The organism is Oligoflexus sp., from assembly GCF_035638955.1.
Classification (GTDB): Bacteria; Bdellovibrionota_B; Oligoflexia; order Oligoflexales; family Oligoflexaceae; genus Oligoflexus.
The window spans coordinates 1-15,300 of sequence record NZ_DASQYZ010000313.1 but is presented as its reverse complement, the minus strand read 5'-3'; the positions used below and the strand labels follow the sequence as shown (position 1 = coordinate 15,300).

Sequence of the window (15,300 nt, the reverse complement as noted above, 5' to 3'; positions counted from 1 at the left end):
GCTGGCTTTTGCATCTTTACCAAGCACTCAAACGGACGCTTCAAAATTCAACTGTATTTTGATCACCAACTGCGGGTGATGAGGCAGGATACGATCAGGTGGGGACGGAGTCTAACCGTGACTTGCTGGGGCGCTTACTATCTCGTGTTCCTATTCTTACTTGCCGACGCCGAAGGGAGAATAGTTTTCCTCCTGGCCTTGGAAGCCATAGTACTGGCGGTTGCACTTAGTTTCATGTGCTCGGGCATCATCGACATTTTCAATACATATGCCGCAAAATATTCGAGAGACCGTAGGAAAACTCTCACCGCTTGCTGTCTATCCTTGGCAATTATCCTTACGTCGGTCATCGGCTTAACGCTGGCATTCATGTATGAAAAGAAAGCGATCCAGTTTGATGGGCTGAAGCCAGACAACTGGTTTGTCTACTTCGTCGGAACTGGCGCCGCGATTTTTTGGGCGACAAGCACTCGCGCTCTTGCAACTTTTGATCAGAAGGTATCTAGGATCAGAAGCCTTAAGGATCAGATAGGCGAGAATCCCGAAAATCTTGGTTTGATGGCGTTGTTTCTGGATGAGGTTTTGATTCACAAACTGGAGCGCGAGCAAGAGTTTGAAGGTTTTTTCAAAGCAGTTCGAAAGAGGCTGACGGACCTAACCACCTCAGCCAAGATGCCTTCGCTCGAAATTTTCTCGAAATTTGTGGAGCATAGATTGACTCCAAAGTGAAAAATTATGAACTTGAAACCTTTCGCGCGGCTTCAAATGCATCGGAGAGCAATCGACCTGTTGTGTCGGACGCAGAGTACCCAAATTCATATGGACTTCGTTCTTCAAAAGGGATTCTGAGCAGCAAGAGTGTAATCTGTTCTTTGATAGATTGCATTTCATCGTCCGACAATTCGCAGCTTGTGTCTGTGTCTTCATATTCTTGAAACCTGGCATCCAGATCGGTCAATAATTTAAGAATATCGCGATGTGCCTGTGAATTTAGAAGACCGCAGCGGAGAAGTTGCAAGCCGAGTTCGTTCAGGTCGAAGTGGCCATCAACTACGAGTCTCGCAAGGCCAGAAGACACATAGAAGTCATCATAAATTTCCGGCTCACCATCGCCGCGAATATAAGTGCCAGTGTAGCTGAATTTTATGAGATTTTTGATGCACACTGAGTTTAGGTTTTCGAGACATTCAGCAAGAAGGACAAGGCGTTCCCATGTGATATTTCCATATACAAAAGATAAAAATAGATTTGCATAGACTTTTGTTTTCCCGGCATCCCGCAGGCGATCTATTGTTTCAATTACTTCAGAAATAATTTCCTCTTGTTCCTGGGAGTTTTTAAAACGCTTCAGGAATTTTTCCTTCTCATATTCTGCAATATCCTTTGACTCAACTTCCTGAATAAAGGTGCGCAGCTTTTTTTGAAATCTTTGTCCAGAAAAAGCTTTGCCTGCTCTATATATTGACACCGCTAGGCCCAATACTGGCAATTCTTTGGCAACGCCTTCTAAATTTGAAACGAAATCAAGGAGGGGTTCGGCGGAATCTTTGAACCCATCAATCAGCGCAATTGACAGTTCGGCCTCAAATTTTGATTTGGTGGGTTGAACACTCTCATTGTCATTTTCATGCATGCGCTACTCCGAGAAGTTCGTAGTGTGATTCTTGCTTGTCATGTTTGTAATTCTAATTTTTTGAAATTGGAAGTTTGATGCGTGAGCCGAGGACATTTTTCATCCTCAGCCGGCCAATCTCCTGCTTTGGTGATGCGCCGGGACTTCGCTGTGGCCGGCAATGGTTCGGTGCCGCGATCTGAAACTAGAATTGATGCCAACCCATAGAGTTCAGTAGGCGAGGCCTCCAGTGTCCATTTCCATGTCCTTACAGGGCAGATCATGTCCCTGGCTCGCTCCCGGATCCGTTCCTATGCTAATGGCAAAGGAGGATCAACAATGTCCAATTTTAAACCCTACGAACCGGAGACCCAGGTGCGAATGCTGCTCAAATCGATCGAGCTACGGACTGAATGCGAGGACTGCGGCAAGCTGTCGTTTGAGGTGCTGCTGATTGCCGGCTGCCCATACTGTGTATGCTCAGAAGACGCATTAGGAAATGTGCTTCGCTTCAGCCAACCGATTAAAAAATAGGCAGTCTGCTGGCGGATTGCGAAGTAACAAATCCTGCCGGACCTGGATCTGAACAGCGCAATGATGTAGATTGGCCCAAGGAGGTCCAGCCATGAGTGCAAAGCTTAAGCCCGACCATCATGAAGCAGCAGACCAATTCAAGGCCGAACTGATCGATGACGCATTCTGGGGCGGCTTTGGAAGTGCCTTTGATTTTTTCGGGGTGTTTAACCAAGGATCCTACCGCTCGAACTCCCTTATCCAAACAGGCGCAGATATCGATGTCTCATTTTCGATAGTAGTTGGCCTCGAAATTGACGCGGAGGCCCTTGACCGCGATATCCAGAACCTCACCGCCGATGCAAAGTCAGCGACCAGGAAGGTCCTGAACAAAGATCGTCCTTAAGCACCCGTAAAGGTCTAACGTGAACGGCAACTCGAATGACGCAAGTTCCAGCGTGCATGACAGCAGAGTCGGCGCCCTTTCTGGGGCGATTGAGTCCAACGACGATATCGAATCTACAGCTGAAAGAATCATTGAGTCAGTGCCCGTTGAGCTAAAAGCGGATGCCAGAAAACTCGTTATGCTCGCGACTGGATTCAAAGGACCAACACCACCACCAGCCGTGCTGGAGGAATACGAGCGTTTGGTGCCTGGTAGTGCCAAGAGGTTCCTCGACGACTATTTCCAGCAGAAGTCTGCTGAGGCCGATCATCGACGTGGCCTTCAGGCAAAGCAGCTGGAATACAATCGGGAAGCTCAGCAAATGGCGCACGAAGCACGCATCCGGTGGATGGAGACGGTGAACGATTCCCGAAAGCGAGGCCAGCGGTTTGCGCTGACAGTGGCGCTGGTGGTCGCCGGTGCAGGTATCATTGCCTTGCTCAAGGATCAGGCGACGGCGGCAGCGGTAATCATCGGATCCGGAATCGCGTCCAGCATCGCGGCAATGCTCCTGGGGCATTTCAAAGGCAAACAGAAGAATTCAGAGTCGACGGATGGGGTGTAAAGGTGGGGGCCAATTGTGTCCCACCCCTCTATGAGTAGGCATTTTACTCTTACTTTGGAAAAAAATGGCAGGTCAAGCAAATGGACGAAATTGTTGGGCTGCTATCCTTGGTGATTGTGGTGGTCCGCTCACGCGTGAGCATGTGATAAGCGATTGTCTCTTTGATGGCCTATCAGTGACGGTGCAGGGGTTCAATTGGTGCAAAGGCCAAGCCGTGAATGTTGGCACAGGCGGATTTGCCTCAAAGATACTGTGTGAAAAGCACAATAACGACCTCTCTAATCTCGATATTGCTGCAAAATTGGCGCGAGATTCAATTCAAGAGGCCCATCGGATTGGTGCGGAAAGGATCGCTGCAGGATTGTCGAAAAATTGGCCGCGACGGGTCATAAAGGTGAATCAGACCATCTTTGCCCAGTGGTGCCTAAAAACTCTATCAAACTTCTCTCAGGTGCAGGCAGGATCATGGTCACCCAACTCTGCCCTCGTCGAGATTATTTTTGGGAAGAGAAAATTTCCAGCAAACACTGGCTTGGCTATTTATGCAAAGGTGGACAGTAAGATTAAGATTGAAAATTCTTTCGAGATTGTACCGATTATGCATTCAACTAATGGAAATATCGATGCAGTCGTCATAAAATTCTCTGGCTTCACATTTCTCGCCTCATGGTTTGTTCAACTCGACCAATTGACTCAGAACATGATTGGATACGATAGGTCCAGTTTCATTGCGTCCGGGGCCAGACCAATGCAAATCAAATTTAACGGGAACGTTTCGCTTGAATTTCGGCGGTAACGTATACAATATCCGGCGCAAAAAATTCTGCAACCCATCGTGCCTCTGCAAGTTGGTGAAATTATAGCGCAATTCAACGATATAGGCCCCAAGCAAGTAATTCGCTAGATTGACCATCTATTAATTATCTCATCAATGTCCCGATTGGCAAAGGCATCGCCTCCTTTGGAAATTAACATGCCTGGAATAACCCCATATTGTGAGCGACGCAAAATTGGGAGTACAGATAGGAATAACTCTGGAGCGGATGGGGAATTCATAACTATCGCTTCAGCGGTTTTCTGTCCTGCCATCGCAAATGTATCTGCAACGTCCATAAATATTGTAGGTTTGACAAGATACGACTCTATGTGCACATCAAAAGGCGGAATTTTAAGAGCTTCCAAAAGAGTAGGGAAACTTTTCTTAAAGTTCGAAATCGCCTTTGCATAGCTCCCCTCAAGTTCTCTTGCAAAATTATCTGGATGACCGCAATTTGGAATGAAGAGGTCGACAGAAATTTTTCGATCCTGCACGTCGAACGTTTTAGCTATGCATAACAAAGGCAATCGGAGAGCAGCCGCAACAAAGTGACTAAGGCGAGCAAATTTTGGAATGTCTCCCATTGCGTCATGTGAACTGGAAATGAATCCTAGAGGATTCAGCTCGGCTTTAGATATGTACTCGATCATTTTCTTGGGGAATTTGTCGGCGGATTTGAGCAGTGAATCTGCGATGACATGGTCAACGTATTGAGTATTTGTTTCTATATATGATCCAGCAAGGACATCGGGGTATTTACTCAGAAGTTGCGTGAGGTTCGCGGAAATCTGGCTCTTTCGTTTTCTCAGATTCTTCATGTGAATTCCACGCGGAAAAGCTGAATTAAGATCACTGTGCAAATCGTTAGCGATTGAAGAAGGAAAGGCGCAAAACCCGAGTCCATATTGCTTTTTCTCTTTTATTGACAACACGTTTCCAGTGTCATCAATAAAAACAAGAAAATGATCATGAACCATAATTTCTCCGGCGCGAGCACAAGGTATTGAACCTAGATGGCGCCCGTTGGCATAACTTTTTTCTGACTTTGAACACAGCGGCAGGTCCTTGATAATCATGTTACATTATGTTCCCCGAAATCTAAGAAAGGCGAGCAAGCTGTCGAGGACGAACCGACATTTTATTTTCAGCAAATTTGCAGGAAAAATTCTTGCAAATTCGTCGAAAACCTGATCCAATATGAAATGGATGGCATTGAGTTGATTGCCAGACAATACCTAGAGCACCAACAGATACAGGAAGCCTACACCTACGAAGCCTTGCTACAAGCCTCATTCATTGCTTACCTCTTCTAAAGTTCTTTTCCATCAATATACGCATGACTGTGATATCGCAAAGCCCTTGCTTAGACCTCGTTTAGGGGCGGCATGACCATGAAAGCCATGTCTACCATGGGCTACACGCTTTTTGGGTCCTTCCGACATCCCGATGAGCCTGCGGTTGACGATCAACCGCCCTCTTTTTACAGATCAAAATAGCATGGCCTAAAGTAAAATAAAAATTCCTCCTGGGCCTTGGGCAGCAAGGATTTCGCGTGGGAGAATTTTAGGAAAATTTCAGGAAAGGACCTTCTGAAGAAGACCGCCAGCGCCTCTGAATTAGCCGAAATCTTCGGTGTAACACCTTCTGCAATCACCCAAGGCGTAACCTCTGGACGCCTTTCCAAATCAGTCCTCAACGCGATGAAGAACCATCGGCGCTTTGAGATTTATCGAGCCGTCCTGGAATGGGAAAACGGCCGCGACACGAGCCAGGTCCGAGACCCCGCGCTTCAAAATCCAACTGAAGGGGCCACCAGGAGCTTCCCGCCCATCGCCGAAAGCCGGCAAGCCTACGAATTTTACCAGGCACTGAACGAGCAGATCGCCGCCCTTAAGGATGCCGGAAAACTCGTCGATCTGGATCTCGCTCAGCGTGAAGCATTCCAGGCCGCACGCCACATGCGCGATCGCCTGCAGGAGATACCCGAAAAGATGCGCTTCAGCTTCCTGTCCAGAGGGCTCGGCGACGACGACGCCGATTCACTGGTTAGAGAGCTCACGGAGGAAATCTACCAGGCGCTCCTGCAGCTCTCGAATTTCGACGTGAGCCTATTGCGTGAAGCGGCTCTATCCGAACCCCTGCAACGCGTCTCCGACAGCGTGACTGGTGTCCTAGCTGCGGATTGAAAAATATGCTCTCCGCGAGGCGATTGGCACCGTCCTCCCATACATTGCTGCTGGCGTCCGCCCGATCTTGCGAGTCGGAATCAAGGAATATTGCGAAAAAAATCTGATCCTGCCGGAAGATACCCCACGCCCGGGTCCGATCCGCTTTGACGACACCTGGTACATGGTGGATATCCTGCGCGACCTCGAGGACGACAGCGGGGTGGAAGAGGTTCGCGTCCGCAAAGGGCGGCAGCTTGGTCTGACGATCCTTTCCACCGCCTGGCTGCTGTGGGGTGCCACCGTCTCGCCCGCCGCGGCGATGGTCGTATTCCCAACCCGTGATTCGAAGCAGAAGTTCAGCAAGCAGAAGCTCGCGCCGATCCTTCGCCGCTGTAAGGACCTGCAGGGTAAGATCGGGGAAGTGAAGCAAAAAGAGCGTGACACCCTGGATATCAAGACTTTCCCAGGGGGCTTCATCAACATCGCCTCGGCGAAGTCCAGCAGCGAACTTCGCAGTCAATCCGTGCGCCGGCTGATCCTGGACGAGCAAAGCGCTTACGACCCCGATTGCCAGGGGGAAGGCGATCCATCCACTATTGCGCTCGGTTGCACCAGTACTTACCAGAAAACCCGCAAGATCCTGCGCATGAGTACGCCGACAATCAAAGGAGTATGTCCCATCACGCGTGATGTCGAGGATACCCAGCAACTCAAGTACCACGTCCCTTGCCGGGGCTGCGGCACGCTCGGTACGGTCGAGTGGGAATACATGAAGGGACCACCCGAATCAGCCAGCGGCGAAACCGAGTGGCACGCGCCATGCTGCGGCCATCCTCATAGAAACATCGACAAGGTATACCTGATTCGCCACGGCCAGTGGATTGCGACTGCAGAAGACAAATCTGGCGGTCGCGTGAAGGGCTACATTCTCAGTGCACTATATGCGGCGCCGCAGTTTTTCAGCTGGGACGATGCCTGGAACCTTTGGGTCGAAGCAAAAAAGGATATCCAGAAGCTCAAAGCCTTCCACAACAATGTGTTAGGCGAAGCCTGGGAAGACCCGGCGGATTCCATCGACATCAAGGGCGTGGAAAAGCTCCTTGAAGACTCCAACGAGCTGAATCCTGGCATATTTTTGCTGACGTCGGGTATAGACGTACATCCCAAGCATCTCGATTACGTCATTCGCGGATTTGGCGCCGGGCAGGAAAGCTGGCTCGTGGACTATGGTGTCATCCACGGCGACGCAGATCAGAAGGATACCTGGGACCGGCTCATGTTGAAGCTCAATCGGCGCTGGGACCACCCATTGGGTTTCCCACTCGAAGTGGCAGCTGCTGCGTTCGACACTGGAGGCGCGAATACGCAAAGCGTCCACGACTTTGTAGGACCGCTGTTCCATCGAAATTTTATCTGTATCAAAGGGATGCCAGGGGATGCCACTCCGGTAATTGGGCGGCAGACGCTTAACAACGATTTTGGAGTGCGGGTGTATCCGGTCGGTGCAAATACGACCAAGGCCCGCGTATTCGCTTCAATCGCTCACTCTATCAATCAGGTGAAACTCTTCGAAGAAAACAAGATCGAGAGCCCCTATGGGCCGGGGTTCTGCCACTTTCCGCGAAGCTTCTGGGACGACCCGGAAAAGCGCCACTTCTTCACCCAGCTGATTGCTCCGAAGGCGCGCCACAAGGCGATCAATGGGGAATGGCGCACAGTTTACCAGACCACTCAAGGCGTGGCTGACCATGCTTTTGACTGCTTCCGATACGCACTCGCAGCATTTTACTGGCTGGGCACAGATATCGACCAGCTTGCAACCTATCTCACACAGGAGGCGGGCCGCGCGCACGCTTGAGGATCGACTTGAATCAGTTGAAAAGGCCATTGAAGCCATCGAGGCTGGTGGCCAGGATGTTGAAATCGAAGTGAACGGTGATCGGCGCCGAATATCGCGAGCAGCTCTGAAAGAGCTGTATCAGGAGCGCCGACGCCTCGCCATGGCCATCAAGCGGCAGAGTGGGGAAGGGGTGAGCCATGCCGTTCGAGGTTAAGGAGCCACCGAAGCCCTCACTCTTCCAGCGCGTCTTCGGACGCATCATGGCCTCATCCAGTTATGGATACCCTGAGGTCGAGGCACCGTACCGCTCGACTTCGCAAACAAATCCCGCCACCCAGGAGTGGAATCCGCCATCTTCCAGCGCGGACGAGGCGCTTCTGCCATCACTCGGAACCCTGCGGGATCAGTGTCGGCAGCTCGACAGAAATGAAAGCCTGGCCCGTGGTGCCATCGAAAATTACACGACCAACGTCATCGGCGATGGATTGCGCCCGCAGGCGCGCATCGATCACGAGCTGGCGGGCATCACAGAGCCAGACGCCCGTGCCTTCGAGCGGCGCGCGGAAAAGGTCTTTGAGATGCACATGGGAAAGGCCGCAGCCGATTTCCACGGCCAGTCCACGCTTCAGGAGATCGAGCAGCAGGCGTTCCGCAGCACCATGCTGGATGGCGACTGCCTCGTGATCCGGCGCTACAGGGACCGTCCAGGTGTAATTCTGCCGGTCTGCCTCCAGCTCATCGATGGCGCCCGAATCCAAAATCCGTCTTTCGGCAGCGCCAGGGAGGTGGAGATCCGCGAAGGGGTTGAATTCGACAAGGCCGGTGTGCCGGTCGCCTATCACGTTGAGACCACGCCGCGAGGCATTGGAATCGGGCCTGGGACCGTGCGGGTGCCAAGATTTGACGACGAAGGGAACCAGGTCGCTCTCCATGTCTTTCGCAAGCGCCTGCCGGGGCAAAGCCGGGGCGAACCGTTCCTCGCACCCGTCGTGCAGAAATTCAAACAGCTGACCGACTATTCTGAGGCCGAGATCCTGGCGGCGGCTATCAATGCCTGCTACACGACCTTTATCACAACGGAAACGCCGGATGTCGCCGCGCGGCAGAAGTCGGCAATTCCCGAAGCACTCCGTCCGCCCCAGAAGCGCCATACCGAAAAGTTTGGTCCAGGAATCATGATGGAACTGCTGCCCAATGAAAAGGTCGACAGGTCAGCACCAGGTCGGCCCAACCCTAATTTTGATCCCTTTGTGCAGGCGGTAATCAAACAGATTGGCATCGGCCTCGGGCTGCCATATGAGGTCTATACCCAGCATTTTCAGTCGAGCTACTCGGCTGCGCGGGGTGCGATCCTCGAAGCCTGGAAATCTTTCAAAGTCTGGCGGTCGTGGTTTATCGAAGCCTTCTGCAGGCCCGTCTGGGAATGGGTCATCACCGATGCTGTCCGAGAGGGGTTGCTCGAAGCCCCTGGATTCGATGATCCGCTTGCGCGACAGGCATACCTTGCAACGCAATGGACTGGAACCGAAATGGAATCAATCGATCCCCTGAAGGAATCGAAGTCCAACGAATGCGATATCAAAAATGGCATTCGATCGCGGCGCTCCATCATCGAAAGCCAAGGCCGGGACTTTGATAAGCATGTGCGAGAATATACGGCGGAAGCCGATATCTTCAAGATCCAGTCAAAGGCTCAACCTCTTAGCGTGGCACAAGAACAGGGCAACGGCAATACGACAAGGAAAGGAAAGGTTTGATCACACATCGCTGCCGCTTCTTGACAGCCCCCTGCATGTCAAGATTCGCAATGGATTTTCAGAAGCACGTTTATTGGGTCTTCTACGATTACCTTTTTTTCCGCAAGAACAACATTCGTGGGTTCATAAATAAGTTGAACCAAATACGAATATTTGGAATCCAGAACGAGTTCCTTTTGAAATAATCTGTCATTGGGATAAAAAGTGCTTTCGTCTTTCTGCGCTGCCTGATCACCAATTTGCCGGATTTTAACCTTCAGTCTGGACATCGGATAAGGTCGGAAGCACTTCTGATCCTGGGAGATCTCACCCTTGATCAGGTAAATCCGATCTCTCCCCGTAATCTTGTTAGCAATGGCTGTTGGAACAGCAATCTCTGGATTTGTGAGCAGTGGCTTGAGTTCGCCATTATCTTTGGTGGTGCAGGCTGCAGCGAATATAGAAACTGCGACAAGACTAGGAAGAATCAAATAGGAGGAAATCTTCATAACTTTCTCGAATTGTTACGCGCCGTAAAAATGAAGAATTTAGACAATAACACTGAATATTTTGCGAAACAATGCCAAACACATTGACACCACTCGTCCACAATCCTTTCAGATAATTCAATCACCGTGACAGTCCACGCATTTTTAAATCATTCCGAGCACTTGGTTTCATAGGAAAATGGAACGCTGCTTGCTCCATAAGGCCATTAAACCTACGTAAATTGGTGGTGGTATGAGAATGCGAAAAGTCGTCTTGTTTTTCCTAGCTATCGTAATTGCTATGGCAGCGTTTCTGATCTGGAACAAGCTTAGAACTCCAAAGGTCCCTTGGCTCGATGCAGGACTTACCAAGGTTTTAATTGAATCGAAAGAATGTTCCAGCCCCAGAGATTGTGCGCAGAAGTTATCTGATATTGATTTTTTGCGTTCCGGGAAGACGAATTATTGCTGCGTTGTTAAGTACAAGTCCGACGTCATTCTAAATGAAGAATGGTACAAGTGTCGGGGGCATCGTGAGCCGAATGGCACGCTGGGCCGAATTACAGCAGAATATCGCTGCAGGGGCGCATCGATTTCCTGGACGAGTGGAGATTCACTAAATTCTGGTTGGGGTGCAGGGACCGAATTCAGCCGAGATTTAGAAGTGAAAGACTGCAAGGATGAGGAGCGCTGCACGAACGGAGGAAAAACGCCGTGGTTCATCCCCGAATGCAACGAAGATGACTGGGAATTTGTGAAGCGGACAGATTGCAAAGTAAGCGGCTACTGGAATCGATATTTACATTGTGAAGGCGGTAGGTGGGTTCAGCGGGATGTTGATGGTGGATGCATTAACGAACCGGGAGGGTCAATCAAATAATCCGTGCTCAGCGTTTACTCCTCAGTAAACACCTCAAAGCTTGCCAGAATCGTGGCTCACGGGCTATGGTTTGGGAGTGTTAACTGCGGGGTTAAACAGTGTCTTTTGCTCTGACCTACATTACCGAATCTGCCTGGGCCATAACAGAGGCCGCATTGGGGACAATCGTCTCCATAGCACAAAGCCATGGCAACATCGAAGCACTTGAGAAAAAAATCGGCGAGCGACCTCGAAATCTCGCCAGCTCCAGCATTCGCGGAAGCGTGGGAATTATTCCGGTGCGCGGCCCGCTCTTCAAGCGCGCTGGACTCCTTGTTGACCATTGCGGGGCGAGTAGCTACGAAAGCATCCTTCGGGACCTTCACGAGATGCTCGCCTCGCCCAAGGTTCAAAGCATCGTCCTCGACATCGACTCGCCTGGCGGCGAAGCGTCCGGCTGTAGTGAGCTGGCTGACCATATCCATGCCGCCCGTAGCGAAAAACCAATTACTGCATATATCGGCGGCGTGGGTGCGAGCGCAGCCTACTGGATCGCCAGCGCCTGCGATAAAGTCTATGCATCCGATTCCGCCATTATCGGCAGCATCGGAGTTCAATCTGTCTTGCGATCCGACAAGGGCGACGGTGAGCTTAAATTCGTTTCAAGCCAATCGCCAAAGAAGAACGCAGACCCGGCCTCGGAAGAGGGTGCTGCTGAAGTTCAGCGGGTCATCGATGGGCTGGCGGAAGTATTTGTTCAGAAAGTCGCCCGCAATCGCGGTGTCAGCCGAGATGTGGTGATGGACAGGTTTGGGCAGGGAGCCGTATTTGTCGGCACAGAAGCCGCCACGCGTGGCATGATTGATGGAATTTCGACGCTGGAAGGCGTCATTGAACAAACTGGAGTACACCAAGTGATACAGGAAATCACTGCAAGTCTCATTGCAGAAAAACACCCGGCAGTGGCTGCGGAATTGATCGAGATCGGAGTTCAGCGCGGCCTTGCCTCCGCAAAGGCCAAAGCTGACCGGGAAAGCACAATTCGTCAGCTGGCGCAGGGGCAGGTATCTCAGGAATTTTGCCAGACCCTTATTGAAAACGAGAAGCTGAGCGCCCAGGACGCTGCTGTCCAGATTCTGCTGGAAGCCAGGCTTGCCGGTGCGACGAAGCCAACTCCCCAGGAGGATCCAAGGTTTGCATTTGATCGCAAACTTTCCTCCCTCGATATACCCATTGCTGATGCCTCTGAGCAGCAAAAGATTGATGCGCAGCTCAGCGCAGCCATCGATCTCGCAAAAACATCCGGCATAAATTTCAAAGGAGCCTGATTGTCCTGGTTCGACCCGTCCTTTAAAAAAGTTGATACCTATACCCCCGAATTCATTCACCAGGGCAACTGGCCCACCCGTCGAGGGATTGTGACCATCGAAAAGGGACAGGTTCTGAAAGCCGGATCCGTTCTCGGCAAGAAGACTGCAACCCAGAAATGCGTCCTCTGTGCTGCGAAGGCGCAAGATGAAAGCGCAATCGTCGATGGCAGCGAAAAGCCCTATGCCATCCTACAGGTCGATGTGGATGCGACCGCCAAGGATATAACTGCACCAATTTACAAAGCCGGAGCCTTCCTCGGCCTCGATCTCACCGTAGGCAAAGGCCACACGATCGAAGCCATTGAGGATGACTTGTGGCTGCGATCGATCTTCATCGAAAAAGGAGAAGACTGAGCCTGACATCGATCTACTCGACCTATTACCTCAACCGACTGGTTGAACGCATTATTCCGAAATCCCGTTACTTCCTCGACCGGTATTTTCCGACCGTTGTTCAGAGCGACAAGGAAGAAGTTTTCTTTGACGAAGATGATGGCAACAAGGCCGGCATCATGCCTTTCGTTCATCCGCTCGCTGAGGCGCCAATGCTCAGAAGCAAGGGATACCACACCAAAAGCTACAAGCCGGCTTATATGAAAGAAAAAGTGGACCTCAAGCCTGACCGCGGTTTTCATCGCCTGCCAGGCGAGGCCTTCGGCGGGGAACTGACGCCTATGCAAAGAGCAGAGCAGGCGCTCCTGCGTGATGTGAACCGGCTCTATGAGCGCCATCGTAACCGCCTAGAGCTGATGGCAGCTGAAGTCGTCAAGACCGGCAAGATCACGATCAGGGGCGAGGGGATCGATGCTGTTCTGGATTATGGACGCGATGCATCATTGACCAAGAAGCTCGCAGGAAAGGGATGGGGCGATTCAGCCGCGATACCATCAATAACGAGCTGGCTCGAAGGTTTGCAGCGTGAGGTCGCGAGCCTGAACCTTACCCAATCGAGACCGCGCAACTGCATCCTTGGTTACGACGCCTGGGATCTCTTCCGCAATCGCCCGGACATTCAAAAAATGCTTCCGGAATATGTTCGGGGTGCGGAACTTTCTGTGCCTCAAACGCCAGGAGAAGCCTCTTTCGAGCAACTGATTTACAAAGGCTACTACGGCAACGTGCATTTTTGGGTCCACGAAGGCAAATCGGATGATGGGCAGTATTATATCCAGCCCAAGCAGGCCCTTTTCACTTGCGATGACATCAAGGGGGTTCGGCACTTTGGAGCCATCCTGGATCTCAAAGCAGGCCTCAGGGCGCAGCCGATCTTTGCAAAGTCCTGGGAGATCGAAGATCCGAGCGTGCGCTTTGTCATGCTCCAGTCTGCGCCTCTTTTGATGACCTATGATGCGAACACCGCCTGCCTGGTCGATGTCGCGGCATGATCCGGGAGCTGGAAACGGAATTCAGCACCCCTGAGACCTTGTTCAAAGCGGTCTTCACGGAATACGACGCGGACGCCGCCGCCAATGATCCAGGCCTCATCACGCGTGTCGCCAGGATCATGGTCGAGGCCAGCACGGGCGAACGGATCCCAGCGGATGCGATCATCACTCGCAGAGCGACAGGTGAGCGATATGCAGTCAAGACCCGCCGTCTCTCAGGTGTGGGAATCCTGCAGTTCGACCTTGAGCGAATCATCGACAGAAAAACATCGGAGCGGAAATTTTAGGTGCTCATCAAAGTTCGGTCGGAGTTTGAAAAATCGTTGAAAGAAGCCATGCCGGAGTTCAGGCGATACAGCGCCCGGGTCTCCAGGCTCTCCATGGAAGACCTTCCATGCCTCAACGTCTACTTCCACCGCGACATGCTTCTTGAGCAGAAGAATTTTTACGATCTCCGTGAGGTGCTGTTTGTCGTCGAGGCCTGCGTCATGGCCGGCGAGGATCCGGAATCAGAACTGGTTGAAATCTATGAGCGCATCCGCACCGCAATTGAAAAGAGTGAGGGAATTGAAAAGACCGTGGCCGAGTGTGTTCTGCACGATATCGATTTTGGTCACGAAATGATCGGAGAAAAGCGGATAGCAGCCCTGTCAATGACCTTTCACGTTCAGTATCAAAAGCCGACCTGGCAGCCCGCGGCCCCTGGCATCCCAAAAGAGGTCTGGATCAATGGGGAGAAGCAGGATGCTTGATATCGCGGTCGCAGACATCCTGCGCCGACTCGAAAATCTTCTGCGCCCGGGAACGATCGCGGAAGTGGACCACGCAAAGGCCAAGGTCAAAGTCCGCTTAAGCAGTAAGCATACAACCGGATGGCTGTCCTATTTCGCCCGCAGGGCCGGCAATACCATCACCTGGGATCCGCCAGAGCCAGGCGAGCAGGTTCTGGTCCTCAGCCCCGGTGGCGAGCTTGCCACTGGCTTTGTGCTCACAGGCATTTACTCGGGATCCAGACCTGCGCCCTCTAAATCCGCAGGTCTGCACCTTGTCCGATATTCGGATGGCCTTGAATGCAGCTATGACACGGGGACCAATACTCTCCTGATTCAGCGGGAGAAGGACCTGAACGTCAAGATCAAGGCAGCCAGAATCGACTTTGAGACGAAGAAGGCGAGCATTCGCAATCAGAAGGGCGAGCTCATCAGCCTCGTGTCCGACGGGTTCAAATCCATTAAGGACTCGCAAACGGCGACGATGATGGGACCGCAGAAGCTGCTGCCAGCGGCGACCGAACTGGCCACCATCACTCAGAACCTGGATTCGTTTACTGATGCGCCTGATGACCCTAATCCCCAGCCCTCCCCGGCGGGAGGCTGAATGGCTCTGAAAGGGACAGAAAAGGCGCTGGCCGATGCGCTACATGCGGCTGCGACAGGAACCGCTGGTGATCCAAAAAAGGCATGGGAGGAAGTGGCCCAGGCCATCAGCAACCATATCACCGC

19 protein-coding genes are annotated in these 15,300 nt (G+C 51.8%); 15 read left to right on the top strand and 4 right to left on the bottom strand.

Annotated elements, in window-relative coordinates; all coding sequences use genetic code 11:
- On the top strand, positions 1-729 hold a 729-nt coding region (locus VE954_RS28815), incomplete at its 5' end, for a hypothetical protein (protein WP_324959439.1).
- Between the two features lie 4 nt (positions 730-733).
- Here the strand turns inward: VE954_RS28815 and VE954_RS28810 are convergent.
- Positions 734-1,633 carry a hypothetical protein gene (locus VE954_RS28810; RefSeq protein WP_324959437.1) on the bottom strand — a complete coding sequence of 300 codons (900 nt, stop codon included), beginning with the start codon at positions 1,631-1,633 and terminating at the stop codon, positions 734-736.
- A gap of 318 nt (positions 1,634-1,951) precedes the next feature.
- On the opposite strand from VE954_RS28810, the gene VE954_RS28805 reads away from it, so the two are divergent.
- The 4 genes from VE954_RS28805 to VE954_RS28790 all read left to right on the top strand — a co-directional run bounded on the left by VE954_RS28805 (position 1,952) and on the right by VE954_RS28790 (position 3,931).
- Positions 1,952-2,146, top strand: a complete 195-nt coding sequence (locus VE954_RS28805) for a hypothetical protein (protein WP_324959435.1) — start codon at positions 1,952-1,954, stop codon at positions 2,144-2,146.
- Positions 2,147-2,237: 91 nt separating this feature from the next.
- A complete protein-coding gene (locus VE954_RS28800; protein ID WP_324959434.1) occupies positions 2,238-2,531 on the top strand; it encodes a hypothetical protein in 294 nt (97 codons plus the stop codon).
- 178 nt (positions 2,532-2,709) lie between these two features.
- Positions 2,710-3,135, top strand: a complete 426-nt coding sequence (locus tag VE954_RS28795) for a DUF2335 domain-containing protein (RefSeq protein WP_324959431.1) — start codon at positions 2,710-2,712, stop codon at positions 3,133-3,135.
- Between the two features lie 64 nt (positions 3,136-3,199).
- A complete protein-coding gene (locus VE954_RS28790) occupies positions 3,200-3,931 on the top strand; it encodes a hypothetical protein (RefSeq protein WP_324959429.1) in 732 nt (243 codons plus the stop codon).
- Positions 3,932-4,035: 104 nt separating this feature from the next.
- Here VE954_RS28790 and VE954_RS28785 read toward each other — a convergent pair whose 3' ends face one another.
- On the bottom strand, positions 4,036-5,028 hold the full coding sequence (locus VE954_RS28785) for a hypothetical protein (protein WP_324959427.1): 993 nt from the start codon (positions 5,026-5,028) through the stop codon (positions 4,036-4,038).
- A gap of 456 nt (positions 5,029-5,484) precedes the next feature.
- Here VE954_RS28785 and VE954_RS28780 point away from each other — a divergent pair, with 456 nt between their 5' ends.
- On the top strand, positions 5,485-6,138 hold the full coding sequence (locus VE954_RS28780; RefSeq protein WP_324959425.1) for a hypothetical protein: 654 nt from the start codon (positions 5,485-5,487) through the stop codon (positions 6,136-6,138).
- 67 nt (positions 6,139-6,205) lie between these two features.
- Complete coding sequence (locus VE954_RS28775) at positions 6,206-7,978, top strand: terminase gpA endonuclease subunit (protein ID WP_324959423.1); 1,773 nt, start codon at positions 6,206-6,208, stop codon at positions 7,976-7,978.
- 13 nt (positions 7,979-7,991) lie between these two features.
- On the opposite strand, the gene VE954_RS28770 is transcribed toward VE954_RS28775, so the two are convergent.
- Positions 7,992-8,222, bottom strand: a complete 231-nt coding sequence (locus VE954_RS28770) for a hypothetical protein (protein WP_324959421.1) — start codon at positions 8,220-8,222, stop codon at positions 7,992-7,994.
- Between VE954_RS28770 and VE954_RS28765 the strand changes: the two genes are divergently transcribed.
- Positions 8,221-9,717, top strand: coding sequence for a phage portal protein (locus VE954_RS28765; protein WP_324959419.1), 1,497 nt, complete (start codon positions 8,221-8,223; stop codon positions 9,715-9,717). The genes VE954_RS28770 and VE954_RS28765 overlap by 2 nt on opposite strands.
- Before the next feature lie 38 nt (positions 9,718-9,755).
- Here VE954_RS28765 and VE954_RS28760 read toward each other — a convergent pair whose 3' ends face one another.
- Positions 9,756-10,205: a hypothetical protein gene (locus tag VE954_RS28760; RefSeq protein WP_324959417.1), complete on the bottom strand. Its 450-nt coding sequence runs from the start codon at positions 10,203-10,205 to the stop codon at positions 9,756-9,758.
- Positions 10,206-10,443: 238 nt separating this feature from the next.
- Here VE954_RS28760 and VE954_RS28755 point away from each other — a divergent pair, with 238 nt between their 5' ends.
- The 7 genes from VE954_RS28755 to VE954_RS28725 all read left to right on the top strand — a co-directional run bounded on the left by VE954_RS28755 (position 10,444) and on the right by VE954_RS28725 (position 15,175).
- Positions 10,444-11,064 carry a hypothetical protein gene (locus VE954_RS28755; RefSeq protein ID WP_324959415.1) on the top strand — a complete coding sequence of 207 codons (621 nt, stop codon included), beginning with the start codon at positions 10,444-10,446 and terminating at the stop codon, positions 11,062-11,064.
- A 98-nt stretch (positions 11,065-11,162) separates the two neighbouring features.
- Entirely contained in the window at positions 11,163-12,371 is a 1,209-nt protein-coding gene (locus VE954_RS28750; protein WP_324959413.1) for a S49 family peptidase, read from the top strand.
- Positions 12,372-12,767 carry a head decoration protein gene (locus VE954_RS28745; protein WP_324959411.1) on the top strand — a complete coding sequence of 132 codons (396 nt, stop codon included), beginning with the start codon at positions 12,372-12,374 and terminating at the stop codon, positions 12,765-12,767.
- Positions 12,728-13,798: a major capsid protein gene (locus tag VE954_RS28740; RefSeq protein WP_324959409.1), complete on the top strand. Its 1,071-nt coding sequence runs from the start codon at positions 12,728-12,730 to the stop codon at positions 13,796-13,798. The genes VE954_RS28745 and VE954_RS28740 overlap by 40 nt, the downstream gene beginning before the upstream one ends.
- Positions 13,795-14,085 carry a hypothetical protein gene (locus VE954_RS28735; RefSeq protein WP_324959406.1) on the top strand — a complete coding sequence of 97 codons (291 nt, stop codon included), beginning with the start codon at positions 13,795-13,797 and terminating at the stop codon, positions 14,083-14,085. Before VE954_RS28740 ends, VE954_RS28735 begins: the two co-directional genes overlap by 4 nt.
- 36 nt (positions 14,086-14,121) lie before the next feature.
- Entirely contained in the window at positions 14,122-14,550 is a 429-nt protein-coding gene (locus VE954_RS28730; RefSeq protein WP_324959405.1) for a hypothetical protein, read from the top strand.
- Complete coding sequence (locus VE954_RS28725; RefSeq protein ID WP_324959403.1) at positions 14,543-15,175, top strand: phage baseplate assembly protein V; 633 nt, start codon at positions 14,543-14,545, stop codon at positions 15,173-15,175. The genes VE954_RS28730 and VE954_RS28725 overlap by 8 nt, the downstream gene beginning before the upstream one ends.
- Positions 15,176-15,300 lie beyond the last annotated feature (125 nt).